Here is a 17,657-nt window from a genome sequence, read left to right on the forward strand (position 1 = left end):
GAACGCGACCGTTTAAGCCCACCAAAAAAGCGGGTAATATCAGCCCAGATTGTGAAAGTGGGCAATAAACCACATACTGGAGGAGTGAAACCATGGCGGCTTCGGAATTCCGCGGCAAGATCTACGACAGCATCCTCGACACGGTCGGCGCCACGCCGCTGGTGCGCGTCAAGCGGCTGGCCGAGGACGCCGGCGTGAAGGCGGACATCGTCGGCAAGCTGGAGTTCTTCAACCCGCTGGCCAGCGTGAAGGACCGCATCGGCTTCGCGATGATCGAGGCGGCGGAGCGTGCCGGCACGATCGAGCCCGGCCGCACCACGCTAGTCGAGCCGACCTCGGGCAACACGGGCATCGCGCTGGCCTTCGTGGCCGCCGCCAAGGGCTACCGCCTGATCCTGACCATGCCGGAGAGCATGTCGGTCGAGCGCCGCAAGATGCTGAAGCTGCTGGGGGCGGAGCTGGTGCTGACCCCGGCGTCGGAGGGCATGAAGGGCGCCATCCGCCGCGCCGACGAGATCGTCGCGACCGACCCGAACGCCTACATGCTCCAGCAGTTCAAGAACCCGGCGAACCCGGAGATCCACCGCAACACCACGGCGGAGGAGATTTGGAAGGACACCGACGGCAAGGCCGACATCCTGATCTCCGGCGTCGGCACCGGCGGCACCCTGACCGGCGTGGCGGAAGTGTTGAAGGCCCGCAAGCCCGGCTTCCGCGCCGTGGCGGTGGAGCCGGAGGACAGCCCGGTCCTGTCCGGCGGCATGCCCGGCCCGCACAAGATCCAGGGCATCGGCGCCGGCTTCGTGCCGGACGTCCTGCAGAAGGACCTGATCGACGAGGTGGTGCGCATCTCCAACCAGCGCGCCTTCGAGACCGCCCGCAAGGTGGCGCGGCTGGAAGGCGTTCCGGTCGGCATCTCCTCGGGTGCGGCGCTGGCCGCGGCGCTGGAGGTCGGCGCCCGTCCGGAGAACGCCGGCAAGCTGATCGTCGTCATCCTGCCCTCCTTCGCGGAACGCTACCTCTCCACCGCCCTGTTCGAGGGGCTGGAGTAAGGCGAACTCTCGCGGCCCGGCGGACCAGCGCCGCCGGGCAGCCGGACAATTCACCACAGAGGCACGGAGACACAGAGAGCGTTGATCCGGCCCCTCTGTGTCTCCGTGCCTCTGTGGTTCAATCCCCTTCGCACGGCGCGCAACCGGACGGCGAAGATTGCAGGCGCGCGCACCCTGCTGTAGAATGGACGCGTGGCTGTCCGGGCCGGCTTTCCGGGCCGAATTTTGACAGTTCGATTGAATTTTAGTAATCTGGAGCCCACAGCACCGCCGGTTCGCAGCCTTGCCTTGCTCGGCTTCGCCTGATTGGGCCTTATTGGGAGTGACCACCATGGGCGTCACGGTTCCGAATGCCTCGACGATGAACTGGTTCCAGTTCCGCGGCATCACCAACGAACTGGGAGACAACGGCGCGTCGACGGACTACCGGCAGTTCACGGTGTCCAAGCCGGGTGAGTTCAACTTCAAGATCAACGACATCCACACCAACATCAAGATCGTCGACCAGAACAATAAGGTCGTCGCGGAAGCCAAGGCGAACAACGAATCGGCGTCGGCGAACGCCAAGCTGGGGCCCGGCACCTACACGGCGGTCATTTCGCAAGCGACCCGCGGGGTCAACGAGCGCGAATACACGCTGGAGGTCACGGAACGCCAGAACGTCATGATGCTGGCGTCGGGCGGCTCGATGAAGGGCACGGCCCGCCAGGTGGCCGGCAACGACCCCGGCGTGCAGAAGCACACGCTGAACGTCGTCCAGGGCGGAGAGTTCGTCGCCAACATGTCGCTGCCCTACACGCGCTGGGCCATCGTGGGCAAGGACGGCAAGGTGGCGGCGTCGGGCGACACCATGGACCCGACGAAGATGGGCGAGGACATGCTGAAGAAGCCCAGCTTCAAAATCACGCCGGGCCAGTACGAGCTGGTGGTCGTCCCACCCAAGAACGTGGACGGCGAGGTGCCCTACCAAATGAACTTCCTGCCGAAGATCGCCAAGGACGCGACCTCGTCCACCGAGGAACGGCCGATCGACAAAATCCTGCGCGAGCGCGAGGACCGGCTGCGCCAGTGGGCGGCGCAGGACGCGTCCAAGAGCGCCAAGAGCACGTCCTCGACCAGCAAGCCCTACAAGATGACGGTCATCACCTGACCTGACCGCAAAGAGCGGATCGCGGGCCTCTTGCGCAGGATGGGGGGCTCCGCGCTATTCTGCCGGCCATGGACTTCACGGAAACCCAGCTCCACCGCTACTCCCGTCACATCATCCTGCCGGAGGTCGGTGGCATCGGACAGGCGGCGCTGCTGCGCGCGCGGGTCCTCGTCGTTGGCGCGGGCGGCCTCGGCGCGCCGCTCCTCCTCTACCTCGCGGCCGCCGGAGTCGGCACCATCGGCGTCGTCGACGACGACACGGTCGACCTGTCGAACCTCCAGCGTCAGGTCATCCACGACGAGTCGACGCTCGGCTTGGCCAAGGTGGAGAGCGCCGCCGCCCGCATCCGCGCGCTGAACCCCGACGTGACGGTGGAGACCCACAAGGCCCGCCTGACCAAGGACAACGTCCTCGACCTGATCGGCCGCTACGACATCGTGGCCGATGGCTCGGACAACTTCGCCACGCGCTTCCTGCTGAACGACGCCTGCTATCTGGCCGGCAAGACCCTGGTGTCGGCGGCGATCCTGCGCTTCGACGGCCAGGTCTCCACCTTCAAGGCCCATCTCGGCGACCCGCACCCCTGCTACCGCTGCATCTTCCGGGAACCGCCGCCGCCCGGCCTGGTGCCCTCCTGCTCGGAGGGCGGCGTCCTGGGCGCGCTCGGCGGCTTCGTCGGCTCGCTCCAGGCGACCGAGGTGCTGAAGGAGATCCTGGGCATCGGGGAAAGCCTGTCGGGCAGCCTGCTGATGATGGACACGCTCTACGCCTCCTACCAGCGCATCGCCGTCAAGCGCGACCCGGAGTGCCCGCTCTGCGGCGCCCACCCGACCATCCACGACCTCTCCGCCCACTGAGAGGATTTGACATGCAAGGCCCTGACAGCCTGTCCATCGTCCTGTTCGCCGGCGGATTCGACCGGGTGCACTACGCCCTGGTGATGGCCAGCGCGGCGGCGGCGACCAACCGCAAGGTCACCTTGTTCTTCACCGGCCGCGCGCTCGCCGCCCTGTTGGACGAGGCGGAGCCGGGCGTGCCCGGCTGGCACGGGTTGGACGCCGCCGACGACGGCCGTTCGCCGGCGGAGCGCGACGGCTGGTTCACCGCCAACGGCGTCGCCGGCCTCGAGGAGCTGCTGGGCGCCTGCGTGATGCTGAACGTCACCGTGATGGCCTGCGAGATGGGGCTGCGCGCGCTGGGCCTGCCGCCCGGCGTGGCGCTGCGCCCGGACGTGCCGGTGAAGACCGGCGGCGTGGTCACCTTCCTGAACGACGCGCCGAAGACCGGCGCCATCCTGTTCGTATGAACACCCCTGCCACCGACCTTGCGCTCGTCATCGAACACGCCAACCGGTTCGAGGCCGTCGCCGCCGATGGCTTCGAGGGCCGCCCCTACCAGTCGGACCTCGACCAGCTTGTGGAGCGGGTGCGGGCACACCCCGTGCCGGATCTGGCGCCGAAGGTCGCCCACGCGCTCGGCATCATGATCGGCTTCATCGAGGACAGCGACCCGGCCGGCCGCTTCGCCCCGAAGGTCGCCATCCTGCGCGCCGCGGTCCGCAAGCTGGAACAGTTGTAAGCCTACGCGTCCCGACCGGTCCGCTCCTCCACCCATTCGTCCACGGCGTCGGCGACAACAGCGGCGACGATGCCGGTGACCGAGCCGGCCAGCAGGTCGGTGGCCCAATGACGCTCCGTCGCCAGGCTCGACCAGCCGACGGCGGCGGCGAAGCCGACGCCCGCGACGGTGACGGGCGACAGGCCGCGGTTCAGGGCGACCACGGTGGCGACCGCCGCCGTCGTGGTCGCGTGGCCCGAGGGGAAGGAGGCGTGCTTGCCGTCCGCCTTGCCCCAGCGGGCCGGGTCGCGGCCCTGGTTTGGGCGCGCGCGGCAGACGACCCGCTTGCCCGCCTTCGTCGCCATCGCCCCCAGCCCGATGGCGAGAAGCCCCTGGCGCGCCAGCCGCGACAGGGCCGGCGTCTCGGTAGCGCGGCCGGCGGCCCACAGCCCGGCCAGCAGCGGCAACAACACCTTGCGCGAACTCGGCACCTGGAGGCCATCGCGCAGGGCGGGAGCCTCCTCTCCCAACGCGACCGCCCTGCGGTGGGCCGCCTCGTCGAGGGCGCTCACATGGCGCAGCACCTCGTCCCCGAACTCGTCCACGGTCATGAACCGGTTCTCCCCACTGGATGGCCCACGCGGAATGGTCCGCCCACGGCGGGCGGCGGACCATCAACAGCCCCGCTGGCGTTTGGTTGCGGAGCCGCTCTCCGCATTGGCAATCGCCGACCGTCGGGGTCCTGGACCGGACCATGGTCGGTGATTGCCAAGACACGGCATCCCCCGGCGCCCTTGGCAATCGCCGACTCCCCCCGGATGCGCACCCCTATCCTGAGTCGCGAATCGCAAGCCGATCAAGCGCTTGGCAATCGCCGACCAGTGGTCGAGTCGCCCGGATTCCCACATCAAGCCTTGGCGAACGCCGACGCGGGTCTTGGCGATCGCCGACGGAATCCCGAGTCGTCCCCTGGCAATCGCCGACCTAGCAAATAGACTCCGGCAATTAGGACTCAATTAGCCTCGTCGGCGATCGCCAAATGGACTCTCCCGCCTGTGCATGTTCGACTGCCGGCAGGATGGACCGGAGGATTGGGACCGATGGGCGACGTACACCAACTCATCATGACGCACGGCCGGCGCGAGGCGCGGAACCTCGTGGACCCGAAGCGCGCCAGCGTCGTGGATGTGGCGGCGGCGGTGCTGGAGGACGAATCCAACGCGCTGGGCATCACATATTCCGGATTTTGCCTGACCAGCCTGCCGCACCGGAAGCTGGCGCCGGACGCCGAATGGCGCCGCGACCAGGGCCGTGTGACGCTGCTGGTGGAGCCGGGCAAGGAGCGCAAGCGCGACGGCAGCCTGACGCCGGTCGGCGTGCCCTATGGCGCCAAGGCGCGGCTGATCCTGCTGTACCTCCAGACGCGCGCCATCCAGGACAACAGCCGCGAGATCGAGCTTGGCCGCTCCATGAACGACTGGCTGGACCGCATGGGCGTATCGGCCGGCGGCTCCACCTACAAGGCGGTGCAGGAGCAGGCGACCCGCATCAACCTGTGCCGCCTGACCTTCTTCTGGGACAAGGACGGGGCGGAGGGCTTCGCCAAGGAGAACATCGTCAACGGCGGCATCCGCCTGCGCGACGACGACGGCCAGGGCACGCTGTGGCGCGAGACGGTGCAGCTGTCGGAAACCTTCTTCGCCGCGCTGAAGCGCTCCCCCGTGCCGATCTGGGAACCGGCGATCCGCCACATCGGCGGCTGCTCCATGGCGATCGACGTCTATGTCTGGCTCGCCTACCGGCTGCACGTGCTGCGCGACCCGGTGCCGGTGACCTGGAAGGCGCTCTTCACCCAGTTCGGCGGCGGCTACAAGGAGCTGAAGCACTTCAAGCCGGAGTTCCGCGTCGCGCTGGACCTGGCGCTGGCCGTCTACGAGGCGGCACGCGTGGAGATCTCCGACACCGGCGTGCTGCTGCACCCCTCGCCCCCGCCGATTCCAGAGCGCAAAGCCATCAGCCGGTGATTGCCAACCTCCGGAACGGCGTCGGCGATTGCCAAGCTTGAGGTGCGGTTCGTGAGGTGACGGGGGGAGTCGGCGATTGCCAGGGGCCGGAAAACTTGGCAATCGCCGACCAGGGCGAGCCCCCCACAGGACAAGGCCCTTACCGGTCCAACTGGACCTTCTTGCCGTCTTTCCAGGCCCAGACGACGTAGCCGGGCTTCGTCACGTCGCCCTTGTCGTCGAAGGACAGGGTGCCGATCACCGTCTCCAGCGGGTTGGCGTGGAGCGCCTTGACCACGTCGTCGGGCTTGGTGCTGCCGGCCTTGCCGACCGCCTGGGCGTAGGCCTGCACCGCCGCGTAGGCGAACAGGGTGAAGCCTTCGGTGCGCAGGTTCTTGGCCTTCATGGCCTCGACCACCGGCTTTGCCGCGGGGTTGATCTGCGGGTCGGGCGGGAAGGTGAACAGGGTGCCCTCCGCCGCGTTGCCGGCGATGTTCCAAAAGGTCTGCGGCTGGATTCCGTCGGCACCGATGATCTGCGGATGGAAGCGCTGTTCCGCCATCTGGCGGGCGATCAGCCCCAATTCCTGGTCGTAGCCGCCGTAATAGAGCACCTGCACGCCGTCCGCCTTCAGCGATGACACCAGCGCGGCCTGCTCCTCTTCGCCGGCCGCGGCGGTGAACAGGGTTTCCTTGATGCCGGCCGCGTTCAGGCGGCGCTTCACGTCCTCGGCAAGGCCCTGCCCATAGGGCTGCCGGTCATGGACGATGGCGATCTTCCGGTCCTTGAAGCGGTCGGCGATCAGCGCGGCGGCGACCTCTCCCTGCTGGTCGTCACGACCGCAGACGCGGAAGACGTTGCGCAAGCCGCGTTCGGTCAACGCCGGGGCAGTGGCGGTCGGGGAGATCATCGGGATCCCAGCCTGCGCGTAGACGGTGGAGGCGGCGATGGCGGCACCGGAGCAGACCGGGCCGATCACCACGGCAACCTTCTGCGCGACCAGCGTGTTCGCCACGGTCACCGCCTGCCGCTCGTCGCAGGCGTCGTCGGCCACGGTCAGGACCAGCCTCTGCCCGAGAAGGCCGCCCCGCGCGTTGATGTCGGCCACCGCGGCCTCGGCGCCCGAGCGCGCCTGGCGGCCGTAGATGGAGGCGGACCCGCTCAACGGGCCTGCCAGAGCGACGGCGATGTCGGCCCGCGCGGGCATGGCCAATAGGCCGGCCCCGAGGCTCGCGCCCAGGCACATCAGGGCGAGGGCCGTCGCCCGCGTTGCGCGCTTCATGGTCTGTGGCCTCCTGTCTCTCAGCAACGATAACCGTAACAGAACGGTCATCAAATGCGGCGGGGGGCGCGCACAATCAAACGGGACAAGGCAAATGGTGCGAGGCAAACGGGCGAAGGCAAACGGGTGGAGACCACACAACGCCGAAACGGATGGGGCTGACGGTTGCCCGGCGCATGGCGCGCCGACCCTCTCGCGCAATCACCCGGCCAGCGCGGGCAGCTTCGCCTCGACGCCGGCCAGCGCATCGGTGACGGCGCGTTGCAGGTCGCCGGCCATCACCGGTTTGTGCAGGACGCGGAAATTGCCGGCCTCGGCCTCGGCCAGCCGCTCCGGCGCGGTGTCGCCGGTCACCAGGATGCCGGGGACGGACCGCCCGACCGTGCGCCGGACGTCACGGATGATTTCCGTTCCCGTACGGTCGCCGTCCAGGCGGTAATCGGTGACGATCACGTCTGGGGCGCCCTCGTTCGCCACCAGGGCCAGCGCCTCGGCGCAGGTTTCGGCGGCGAGCACGTCGTGGCCCCACTGCATCATCATCATGCGGAAGCCTTCGCGGACGATCGGGTCGTCCTCCACCACCAGGATGCGGGGTCCCGTATGCTTCGGGAGCGGGGGCGGAACCATCGGCGTCGGCGGTGGAGGCTCGGCGGAGGGACAGCCGAACGAATTTACAGACGTGGCTGTCGGCGGATCCGGAAACAGGTCCGACGGTGGATTGTCCATGGGTTCGTCCGCGGGCGCCGGAGGGGTGGGTGCCACCGCGGCCAGCGGCACCTCCACGCGGAAGACCGAGCCCTGCCCCGGCGCGGAGCGCAGCGTGATCCGGTGGCCCAGGATGCCGGCCATACGGCGCACCACCGCCAGCCCGAGGCCGAGGCCCTGGTCGCGGTCCCGGCTGGCGTTGCCGACCTGCACGAACTCCTGGAAGATATCGTCCTGCCGGTCGGCGGGAATGCCGATGCCGGTGTCCCACACCTCGATCCACAGCACCGCGCCACGGCGCCGGCACCCGACCAGGATGCGCCCCTGCGCGGTGTAGCGCAGCGCGTTCTCCACAAGGTTCTGGAGGATGCGGCCCAGCAGCATCGGGTCGCTGTCCACATGGGCGGAGCAGGGCATGATGTGCAGGACCAGCCCCTTGCGCACGGCCACCGGGCGGCTGTTGGCGGCGATGCGGTCCATCAGTTCCGCCACCGGGAAGACGGTGCGGTTGGGCTCCACCGCCCCGGCCTCCAGCTTTGAGACGTCCAGCAGCCCGTCGAGCAGCATCTTCAGCGCGTTCAGCGCGCGGTCCATGGTGCCAAGCACCTTGCGCGTCGGGGCGTCGCTGGTGCGGGCCGACAGCACCTCCATCAGCAGCAGCAGCGACTGCACGGGCTGGCGCAGGTCGTGGCTGGCGGCGGCCAGGAACTTGGACTTGGCGACGTTGGCCCGGTCCGCCTCCCGCCGCGCCTCGGCCAGGGCGGCCTGGGCGTTCTTGTGCTCGGTGATGTCGCGGACGATGGCGATCAGGCTGACCAGCCGCCCGGCGTCGTCGCGCACGGGCGAGGCGCGCAGTTCCAGCCACACCGCACCCAGGTCGGGGCCGACGTCCTCGCCGGACGCGCCGGAGTGGCGGAATTCCACCCGCGTGTCGGTTGCGGCGGCGATGCCCTCGCGCAGGGGCTGGACGATCGACGGATCGCCGATCGGCCCCTCCAGGATGCCCCAGCACGCGCCGGCCGAGCGCACCGCCCGGCTCCAGGTCCATCAGCCGCTCGAAGGAAGGGTTGGCGTAGACCACCGGGGTTCCGGGCCGGGTCGCGTCGGCGACCAGGATGCCGTCGCCACTCCAGGCCATGGCGCGGTTGCGGATGCGCAGTTCCCGGTCGCCGCTGCGGCGGCGGGCGAGTTCCACCAGGAAGGCGGTGGTGAACAGCAGGATCACCATGGTCGTCGTTCCGGCCCAGGCGAAGGACAGCACGCGATTCTGGCGCCAGGGACCGAAAACGGTGTCGACCGATTCCCCGACGATGGTGATCACCGGATATTGGGAGGAGAGGCGGAAGGCGGTGATCCGCTCCACCCCGTCCACCGGGCTGGCGGCGCGGGCGCTGCCGGTCGGCGACGTGGCGAGTTCCGGCCACAGCCAGGAGTTTGCGAAGCTGCGCCCCACGACCTCCGCCTGCCCGGTCTGGCGCGCCAGGATCGGGCCGTCGGCGCGGGCCAGCGCCACCGTGCTGCCCGGCGGCAGGTTCAGCCCGCCGTAGAAGCGCGACAGCGACTCCGCCGGCACGTCGGCGACGGCGACACCGCGGAACTGGCCGTCCGGCGTTTCCATGCGGCGCGACACCGGGATGAACACCTCGCGTGTGCCCGGGCTGACGAAGGGGGTGCCGATGACGAAACCCTTGCGCACGCCCTTGGTGTGGCCGCCTTCCTTGTGCAGGCGGAACTCATCGTGCTCCACCAGCAGGTCGCGCGTGTTGGCCCGGCCCACCGCCATGGTCAGGCGCCCGGCCTCGTCGTAGACGCGGATCGAGGCGGCCAGCTGTTCCTCGGCGTAGCGCCGGGCGGGGATGCGCAGCGGGTCGTTCCGCGCGAACTGGTCGGCGATGTCGAGCAGCACGTCGTCCAGGCGCCGGAAGGTGGCGACCGCCTGCTCCTCCACCAGCTGGGCGAGGACGGCGGTGTGCTGCCGCGTGGTCCGGTCGAGGAAACGCTCCTCCCGGTCGATGCGGTCGAGCAGGGTCCACCACAGCGCCGCGATGGCGACCGCGACGGCCGCCGCGGGAAGCACCAGACGGGCGTCAACGCTCTTCAGGAAAGTGATCGCGCGCAACAAAGCCGTCCCCGGATGCACCCCTGCGACACATTGATCGAGAAGAGGCGCACTCCACAATGGGCATCTTACCGCACCTTACCTCCTTTGGGTGGAACATCCTACGGCTTTTGCCGGCTTCCCAGGCAAGGGCCGGGCGGGTATACCCGCCGGACCCATGAGTTTCGCCCCATGAGTTTCGCCCGCGCCATCGCCACCGTCGGCGGCCTGACCCTGCTGAGCCGCCTCGCCGGCTTCGCCCGCGACATCCTGACGGCGGCCGTCCTCGGCGCCGGGCCGGTGGCCGACGCCTTCTTCGTCGCGCTGAAGCTGCCCAACTTCTTCCGCCGCCTGTTTGCGGAGGGCGCCTTCGGCGTCGCCTTCGTGCCGCTGTTCGCTGCCGAGCTTCAGCGCAACGGCCGACCCGCCGCCGTGGCCTTCGCGGAGCAGGCCCTGGCGATCCTGCTGACGGTTCTGCTGCCCTTCACGGCGCTGGCCATCGCGGCCATGCCCTGGCTGATGCACGGCCTTGCCCCGGGCTTCGCGGACGAGCCGGCGAAGTTCGAGCTGGCCGTGGGCATGGCGCGGCTGACATTCCCCTACTTGGCGCTGATCTCCCTGGTCGCGCTGCTGGGCGGGGTCTTGAACGCGCTGGACCGCTTCGGCCCCTTCGCCGCTGCCCCCATCGCCTTCAACCTGACGCTGATCGCGGCCCTGCTGACCGCCCCGCGCCTGGGGTTCGAGCCGGGGTACGCCATGGCCGCGGCGGTCACCCTGTCGGGCGTGGTGCAGGTGGCCTGGATGGCCTGGGCCTGCCGCAACGCCGGCGTGACACTGCGCCTCGTCCAGCCGCGGCTGACCGAGGGGATGCGGCGGCTGTTCCGGCTGGTCGGGCCGGGCGCCGTCGGCGCCGGGGTCATGCAGATCAACCTGTTCCTGAACGTGGTCATGGCCTCGCTCCTGCCGTCGGGGGCCGTATCCTTCCTCTATTACGCCGACCGGCTGAACCAGATGCCGCTGGGCATCATCGGCATCGCCATCGGCACCGCGCTGCTGCCCGTGCTGGCCCGCCACGCCGCCGCCGGGGACGAGCCGAAGGTCCGCCATTACCTGAGCCGCGCGGTGGAGTTCAGCCTGCTGCTGGCCCTGCCCGCCGCCATCGCGCTGGGCGTGGCGGGGGAGCCGATCGTCGCGGTGCTGTTCCAGCGCGGTGCCTTCGGCCCGGCGGAGGCGCAGGCGACGGCCTGGGCGCTGGCCGCCTACGCCGTCGGCATCCCGGCCCACGTCATCGTGAAGTCGCTGAACGCCGCCTTCTTCGCCCGGCAGGACACCAGCACCCCGGTGCGCGTCGCCGTCGTCGTCACGGTCGCCAACGTCGCGATCGGACTGGCGCTGATGCCGGCGCTGGAGCATGTGGGGATCGCGCTGGCCACCGGGCTGACCGCGTGGCTGAACCTGGGCCTGCTGGTGGCGGCGCTGCACCGGCGCGGCTTCCTGCATTTGGACGACCGGTTCCGGCACCGCGCGCCGCGCATCCTGGCGGCGGCGGTCGGCATGGGGGCGGGGCTGCTGGTGGGTGCCGCGCTGCTGGCGCCCTGGCTGGAGGCGCCGGGCACGCTGGTGCGCTTCGGCGCGCTGTCGCTGCTGGTCGGCGGCGGCGTGGCGCTGTTCGCCGGGCTGGCGCAAGCGCTGGGCGGCACCGACCTTGCCGACGTGAAGGCCTTCCTGCGGCGCGACACCCCCGAATCGGTGCCGCCCGCGACTTGACCCGGCCCGGTTCCGGGGCGATAACTCCGCCCTTCCAGACGTTTTCGAGCGAGAGAACCCCGTGAACCGCATCTTCTCCGGCATGCAGCCGACCCGGCAGCTTCACCTCGGCAACTATCTGGGGGCGCTGCGGAACTGGGTTGAGCTGCAGAACACGTACGAGTGCATCTTCTGCGTCGTCGACCTGCACGCGCTGACCATCGACCAGGACCCGGAGGTCCTGCGCAACAACATCCGCGAGGTCACGGCCGCCTACATCGCCGCCGGCATCGACCCGGAGAAGAACATCCTGTTCAACCAGTCCTTCGTCTCCGCCCATGCGGAGCTTGGCTGGATCCTGTCCTGCCACACGCCGCTGGGCTGGCTGAACCGCATGACGCAGTTCAAGGAGAAGGCGGGCAAGCAGAAGGACATGGCGAACCTCGGCCTCTACTCCTACCCGGTGCTGATGGCCGCCGACATCCTGCTGTACAAGGCGACCCACGTGCCGGTGGGCGAGGACCAGAAGCAGCACCTGGAACTGTCGCGCGACATCGCCGGCGCCTTCAACCGCCGTTACGAGACCGAGTTCTTCCCGCTGCCGGAGCCGCAGATCCTGGGCGAGGCGACGCGCGTCATGTCGCTCCGCGACGGCACCAAGAAGATGAGCAAGTCGGACGAGTCCGAATATTCGCGCATCAACATGACCGACGACGCGGACACCATCGCGACGAAGATCCGCAAGGCCAAGACCGATCCGGAGCCGCTGCCGGACAGCGTCGAGGACCTGGAGAAGCGTCCGGAAGCCGACAACCTCGTCACCATCTACGCAGCCCTCGCCGGTCAGACGCGCGAGCAGATCGTGCAGCAGTTCGCGGGCGCCCAGTTCTCTGGCTTCAAGGCGGCGTTGGTCGACCTGTCGGTCGCCAAGCTGGCCCCGATGACCACGCGCATGAAGGAGCTTCTGGCCGACAAGGGCGAGATCGACCGCATTCTGCGCAAGGGCGGCGAGCGCGCCCAGGCCATCGCCGAGAAGAACCTGAACGACGTGAAGGACATCATCGGCCTTCTGCGTCCGTAAGCGAGGGCATGCGTCCATGGCGGCTCCCATCCTGCTCACCGGTTTCCAGCCCTTCGGCGACAACGCCGTCAACCCGACGGCGTTGCTGATGGAACGGCTGGCCGGGGAGCCGGGGGTCGTCACCGCGGTCCTGCCGGTCGAATACGACACCTGCGGCGAGGCCTTCGCCGCCCTGGTGGAGGAGCACGGGCCGGCCGCCGCCCTGTGCTTCGGGCTGGCCGGCAATTCCGATTACATCAAGGTGGAACGGCTCGCCTGGAACCGGGACGAGAGCGACAAGCCCGACAACGCGGGGATCGTGCGCACCGATCAGGTGATCGAGCCGGACGGCCCCACCGCCTACGGCTCCGCCCTGCCGATCCCCATGGTGATGCGCGAGCTGGCCATCGCCGGCCTGCCGGTGACCTTCAGCGACTTCGCCGGCGGCTTCGTCTGCAACCACCTGTTCTACCGGGCGCGCCACCTGATCGAGACGCGCGGGCTCGACCTGCCCATGGGCTTCATCCACCTGCCGCCGCTTCCCGAACAGGTCGCCGGCCAGTCCGGCCGCGTCGGCCTGCGCCTGGAACGCCAGGAACTGGCGGTGCGGACGCTGATGGGATTGTTGCGGCAGGGGTTGGGCGAGGCGGCGTGAGGCGGGCGGGGTACTAATCCTTCACGGATTGCGCGGATTTGAGCGCGGATTTTCACGGATTTTGGTGATCCGCGCGCAGCGCCAGACATTCAGAATGCCGTCGCTCGGCAAGCCAAAAAGAAATCCGCGAAATCCGTGAAAAATTGGTTGTCCGCTACGGAGTGAACATTCACGCCGATTTGGCGGGGCGCATCTCGCGCGGGCTCACGATGGCGCGCAGTTCTTCCAGGAAGGTGCGGCCGTTGTCGGTCAGCGTCACGATCTTGCGGCGGCGCTCGCGGGGGTCTTCCTGGGCCTGGACGAGGTCCAGACCGGCCTTCCCGAAGCTGTGCCAGCGGCTCAAGGCTGCGACATTGCGCGAGGCGGAGGATTGGGCGATGCCCAGGCGTTCCGCAAGCTCGCCAATCGAAATCCCTTCGTTCTGCGCGATCGTCATGAACGACAGCGCGTACTGGATCGGCAGGTCGGGATCGAGCTTGCGAAACGCCTCGAGCACATGGACGACGGTGGTCACCTCGTCAGGACGAACGCGGGCCGGCATCAGCGAGCCCCCCTGGCCGAGGACCCCATCGGGCCGGTGTGTAGATGATGTGCAGGCGTCCAAGCCATATCACGAATTCCCCGTTTTCCCGCCGGACGTCGAAGAACTGGTCCGGAGAAGCCCAAAGGGCGTGCTCAACGAAGACGGAACGGCCGCAAAAGCCCCAAAAGACACTCATCGCTTCCTCTCCCTATCCGGAATTCCCGTTCAAACCCTGCGCGTTGAAGGGCGTTGTCGTTAAGGTTGCGGCCGTTAGCTCGCATGGACCAATCGCCATGTCGGCGGGTCCAGCTGGTCGGTACGATGGCTTTCATCGTGGTCTCCGTGGGTTGAAAGAAATGTCGGTGGTTCAAGGAAATCCGACGGGATCCGGTATCGCCCGTCAGCGGTAGGCTTGCAAGGTCAAAAATGACCGCGCTTCCGAAAAGTTCCGATCACGGATGTGTTCGGGCGCGCAAAAGCCGGCCTCGGTCTGCGTCAGCCCGATGTCGCGCCAGAGGTGGTCGCACAGGTGCTCCGCCCCGGCCGCCGGCTCGCCGCCGGGGTCCAGCCATCTCCGCCGCAAGGCGGTCCACAGCGTCTGCATGGGGTTCTCCATCTCGTTCCAGCGTTTCACCCGCAAAGTGGTTGCAGGCGCGCAAAACATCCGCTTGCGGATGAATGAAGTCAACACCGGTCCGCCCGCGAACGACCAGGTTGCGCGGGGGGCTGGGTTGCGCGCAATCAACCGAACGTTTCCCAGCGCGGGCGCGCAACACCGCCATCGGGGCGCCGCCGGGCCGCCTCGCGATGGTCGGGGCGGCCGGTCGACTCGGAACCCTTCCGCGCGCGTGCATGTTGGGGTGTTTTTCCGCCCGACGGGTACAGCCGGTGTGAATGGCGGCGATTAAAAAGGGAACAAGGATTCCCCATATTAGAACTTGATCATCATCCGGCACCAATGTGAGTTGATGCGGCTTTTGCTGGTAATATTTAACTTAGGTTAGTGACAGCCGCCTTTGCGATCATTATCGTCCAGCGTTTTTGCCCGTCGCCGACCGCAGTATTTCTGAAACAATATTTCGTCGAAGTATTCCACACCTTCCATCTCTGTTTCCGATGGAATTTTTCCAGACGATCCCCAGTTAAAGACCCCACACAGCCGCCGCGATCCCGGATGATGATCTTGCCTGCAACGACCGCCCCTTGCCGATGACCCAATCCGTCGACCTGACCAACTGCGACCGGGAACCGATTCAGTTCCTGGGGTCGATCCAGCCCGAGGGGTTCCTTGTCGCGGTCTCCACGGACTGGATCGTGCAGCACGCCTCCGCCAACATCGGCACATGGCTGGGGGTGGAGGCCGACGCGATGCTCGGGCACCCGTTGGTCCTGCAGGTCGGCGACGAGGTTCTGCACACGTTGCGCGGGCGGCTGCAACTGGCCCTGCTGAACGATTCGGTGGAGCGCATCTTCCGCATGCGGGTCACGGCGGACGGCCCCCTGCTCGACGTCGCGATCCATATGTCCGGTCCGTCGATCATCATCGAAGGGGAGCCCAGCGAGCCCGGCGGCGACCTCGACGGCAGCTCGATGGTGCGTGCCATGATCGGGCGGCTCCAGCGCGCGTCGACCTTCGACGACTGCTGCCGGGAGGCGGCGCGGCAGCTGCGCATGCTGACCGGGTTCGACCGGGTCATGGTCTACCGCTTCGACGTGGACGATGCCGGCGAGGTGATCGCCGAATCCACGGCGCGCGGCGTGCCGTCCTACCTCGGCCTGCGCTACCCCGCGTCCGACATCCCGGCCCAGGCCCGCGCGCTGTACGAGCGCAGCTGGCTGCGCTGCATCGTGGACGTCAACGCCGCCCCGTCGCCCATCGTTCCTCCCGCTGGGCCGCCCGCCGGATCACAAGACGCGCCGCTCGACCTGTCGATGAGCGTGCTGCGCAGTGTGTCGCCGATCCACTGCGAGTATCTGCGCAATATGGGCGTGGCCGCCTCGCTGTCCGTGTCGATCCTGCGCCGCGGCAAGCTGTGGGGCCTGTTCGCCTGCCACCATCTGGCGCCGCACCGCCTGTCGCTGGAGCGGCGCACGGCGGCGGAGCTGTACGGGCAGATGTTCTCCTTCCTGCTGGAGAGCGTGGAGCGCGACAAGGAGGCCGCCTACGAGGCCGACGCGCGCCAGCTGCACAACCGGCTGATGGCGCTGATCGCCGAGAACGCGTCGCCCATGGAGAACCTGGCGGAGCTGCGCGAGGAGATCGGGCGCTTCATCCGCAGCGACGGCGTCGCCATCGTGCTGGGCGGGCAGATCGCGCTGCACGGCTCCACCCCGACGCAGGAGGAGATGCTCGGCGTCATCCGCGCGCTGAACCGGGCGCACGCCAGCACCGTCTTCGCCACCAACGAGATCGGGCGGGTGCACCCGCCGGGCAGCGACTTCGCCATGCGGGCGGCCGGCATGCTGGCCATCCCCGTGTCGCGCAAGCCGCGCGACTACATCATCTTCTTCCGCAAGGAGTCCGCGCGCACGGTCACCTGGGCCGGCAACCCGGACAAGCCGGTGGAGCCCGGCCCCAACGGCGTCCGCCTGACGCCGCGCAAGAGCTTCGAGGCCTGGAAGGAGACGGTGCACGGCCAGTCCACCCCCTGGTCCGACGCCGACCTGCGCATCGCCGATTCCCTGCGCGTGACGCTGATGGAGGTGGTGTTGCGCCTGTCGGACCTGGCGGACGAGGAGCGGCGGTCGGCCCGCGCGCGGCAGGAGCTGCTGATCGCCGAGCTGAACCACCGCGTCCGCAACATCCTGGCGCTGGTCCGCGCCCTGCTGGCGCAGAGCCGCAGCGCGTCGGACACCGTGGAGGAGTTCGCGGACATCGTCGGTGGCCGCGTCCAGGCGCTGGCCCGCGCCCACGACCAGCTGACCGCCGTGAACTGGCAGCCGACCCCGCTGCGCACCATCATCCACGCCGAGGTCGCCGCCTATCTGGGCGGCAAGGCCGACCGCGTGCGCTGCGAGGGGCCGGAGGTGCTGCTGTCGCCGCAGTCCTTCTCCGTCGTGGCACTGGTCCTGCACGAACTGGTGACCAACGCCGCCAAGTACGGCGCCTTCGCCGACCGCAGCGGCCAAGCCGACGTCCGCTGGTGGTTGGAAGACGACGGGCAGCTCGTCCTGACCTGGCGGGAGTCCGGCGGCCCGCCCGTCCAGGCGCCGACGCGGCAGGGCTTCGGCACCACGATCATCGAGCGGTCCATCCCCCACGACCTGAAGGGCGAGGCGGAGGTCACCTACGCCCTGTCCGGTCTGCGGGCGCGCTTCGCCATTCCCGCCCCGCACGCCACGCTGGCCGCCACCCGGGAAGCGGCCAAGCCGCAAGGCAGCCACGCGGAGGTGGCGGCGGACGTCCGCATCGACGGTCCGGTCCTGCTGCTCGAAGACAACATGATCATCGCCATGAGCGCGGAGGACCTGCTGCTGAAGCTGGGCGCCGCGCGGGTGGACTCGGTGGCCAGCGTCCGCCAGGCGCTGATGGCCATCCAGGCCGAGGTGCCGGCCCTCGCCCTGCTGGACGTCAATCTGAACGACGAGACGTCCTTCCCCGTGGCCGAACGCCTGCGCGAGCTGGGCGTGCCCTTCCTGTTCGCCACCGGCTACGGCGAGACCTCCGTCTTCCCGCCGGAGTTCCACGACGCCATCGTGCTGCGCAAGCCCTACGATTCGGAGCAGGTGCAGAAGGCGCTGGCGGCGCTGCGCCGAACGGGCTGCCGGACTGGCTGATAACGGCGCGGATCCTTGTTTCCCGGACAGTTTTCTGGACAAGCCCGGC

General features: G+C 68.7%; 15 protein-coding genes and 1 pseudogene. 10 read left to right on the plus strand and 6 right to left on the minus strand.

The genetic code is table 11. The features are described 5' to 3' along the window. The first annotated feature begins 92 nt into the window (after positions 1-92). The 5 genes from cysK (at position 93) to M2351_RS14630 (ending at position 3,780) form a co-directional block, all read left to right on the plus strand. Positions 93-1,052 carry a cysteine synthase A gene (gene cysK, locus M2351_RS14610; RefSeq protein WP_264656765.1) on the plus strand — a complete coding sequence of 320 codons (960 nt, stop codon included), beginning with the start codon at positions 93-95 and terminating at the stop codon, positions 1,050-1,052. 331 nt (positions 1,053-1,383) lie between these two features. Next, a complete protein-coding gene (locus tag M2351_RS14615) occupies positions 1,384-2,202 on the plus strand; it encodes a hypothetical protein (RefSeq protein ID WP_264656766.1) in 819 nt (272 codons plus the stop codon). 68 nt (positions 2,203-2,270) lie between these two features. Beyond that, the gene (locus tag M2351_RS14620) at positions 2,271-3,059 is read left to right on the plus strand and encodes a HesA/MoeB/ThiF family protein (protein ID WP_264656767.1); all 789 of its coding nucleotides are present in this window, start codon (positions 2,271-2,273) and stop codon (positions 3,057-3,059) included. Between the two features lie 11 nt (positions 3,060-3,070). Beyond that, positions 3,071-3,508 (plus strand): DsrE family protein, encoded by a 438-nt coding sequence (locus tag M2351_RS14625; protein ID WP_264656768.1) that lies wholly within the window; start codon positions 3,071-3,073, stop codon positions 3,506-3,508. Continuing rightward, entirely contained in the window at positions 3,505-3,780 is a 276-nt protein-coding gene (locus tag M2351_RS14630; protein ID WP_264656769.1) for a hypothetical protein, read from the plus strand. The genes M2351_RS14625 and M2351_RS14630 overlap by 4 nt, the downstream gene beginning before the upstream one ends. 2 nt (positions 3,781-3,782) lie before the next feature. Here the strand turns inward: M2351_RS14630 and M2351_RS14635 are convergent, their stop codons facing one another. Next, a complete protein-coding gene (locus tag M2351_RS14635; protein ID WP_264656770.1) occupies positions 3,783-4,370 on the minus strand; it encodes a phosphatase PAP2 family protein in 588 nt (195 codons plus the stop codon). A 489-nt stretch (positions 4,371-4,859) separates the two neighbouring features. On the opposite strand from M2351_RS14635, the gene M2351_RS14640 reads away from it, so the two are divergent. Beyond that, on the plus strand, positions 4,860-5,783 hold the full coding sequence (locus M2351_RS14640) for a replication protein RepA (RefSeq protein WP_209767954.1): 924 nt from the start codon (positions 4,860-4,862) through the stop codon (positions 5,781-5,783). Between the two features lie 139 nt (positions 5,784-5,922). Here M2351_RS14640 and M2351_RS14645 read toward each other — a convergent pair whose 3' ends face one another. From M2351_RS14645 to M2351_RS45090, 3 genes and pseudogenes are all read right to left on the minus strand, one after another. Next, positions 5,923-7,044, minus strand: a complete 1,122-nt coding sequence (locus M2351_RS14645; RefSeq protein WP_264656771.1) for a branched-chain amino acid ABC transporter substrate-binding protein — start codon at positions 7,042-7,044, stop codon at positions 5,923-5,925. A gap of 201 nt (positions 7,045-7,245) precedes the next feature. Next, the gene (locus M2351_RS14650; protein ID WP_264656772.1) at positions 7,246-8,778 is read right to left on the minus strand and encodes an ATP-binding response regulator; all 1,533 of its coding nucleotides are present in this window, start codon (positions 8,776-8,778) and stop codon (positions 7,246-7,248) included. Positions 8,779-9,115: 337 nt separating this feature from the next. Further along, a pseudogene (locus M2351_RS45090) lies at positions 9,116-9,532 on the minus strand (hybrid sensor histidine kinase/response regulator); the annotation flags it as partial. A 507-nt stretch (positions 9,533-10,039) separates the two neighbouring features. Between M2351_RS45090 and murJ the strand changes: the two are divergent. The 3 genes from murJ (at position 10,040) to M2351_RS14670 (ending at position 13,308) form a co-directional block, all read left to right on the plus strand. After that, positions 10,040-11,614: a murein biosynthesis integral membrane protein MurJ gene (murJ, locus tag M2351_RS14660; RefSeq protein WP_264656884.1), complete on the plus strand. Its 1,575-nt coding sequence runs from the start codon at positions 10,040-10,042 to the stop codon at positions 11,612-11,614. A 61-nt stretch (positions 11,615-11,675) separates the two neighbouring features. Continuing rightward, positions 11,676-12,674 carry a tryptophan--tRNA ligase gene (gene trpS, locus M2351_RS14665; protein WP_264656774.1) on the plus strand — a complete coding sequence of 333 codons (999 nt, stop codon included), beginning with the start codon at positions 11,676-11,678 and terminating at the stop codon, positions 12,672-12,674. Between the two features lie 16 nt (positions 12,675-12,690). Next, complete coding sequence (locus tag M2351_RS14670) at positions 12,691-13,308, plus strand: pyroglutamyl-peptidase I (RefSeq protein WP_264656775.1); 618 nt, start codon at positions 12,691-12,693, stop codon at positions 13,306-13,308. A 169-nt stretch (positions 13,309-13,477) separates the two neighbouring features. On the opposite strand, the gene M2351_RS14675 is transcribed toward M2351_RS14670, so the two are convergent. Next, the gene (locus tag M2351_RS14675; RefSeq protein ID WP_264656776.1) at positions 13,478-13,849 is read right to left on the minus strand and encodes a winged helix-turn-helix transcriptional regulator; all 372 of its coding nucleotides are present in this window, start codon (positions 13,847-13,849) and stop codon (positions 13,478-13,480) included. A gap of 382 nt (positions 13,850-14,231) precedes the next feature. After that, positions 14,232-14,576 (minus strand): hypothetical protein, encoded by a 345-nt coding sequence (locus M2351_RS14680; protein WP_264656777.1) that lies wholly within the window; start codon positions 14,574-14,576, stop codon positions 14,232-14,234. A 464-nt stretch (positions 14,577-15,040) separates the two neighbouring features. Here M2351_RS14680 and M2351_RS14685 point away from each other — a divergent pair, with 464 nt between their 5' ends. Next, positions 15,041-17,608 carry an HWE histidine kinase domain-containing protein gene (locus M2351_RS14685; protein ID WP_264656778.1) on the plus strand — a complete coding sequence of 856 codons (2,568 nt, stop codon included), beginning with the start codon at positions 15,041-15,043 and terminating at the stop codon, positions 17,606-17,608. Positions 17,609-17,657 lie beyond the last annotated feature (49 nt).

It is taken from the genome of Azospirillum canadense (assembly GCF_025961225.1).
GTDB classification, from domain to species: domain Bacteria; phylum Pseudomonadota; class Alphaproteobacteria; order Azospirillales; family Azospirillaceae; genus Azospirillum; species Azospirillum canadense.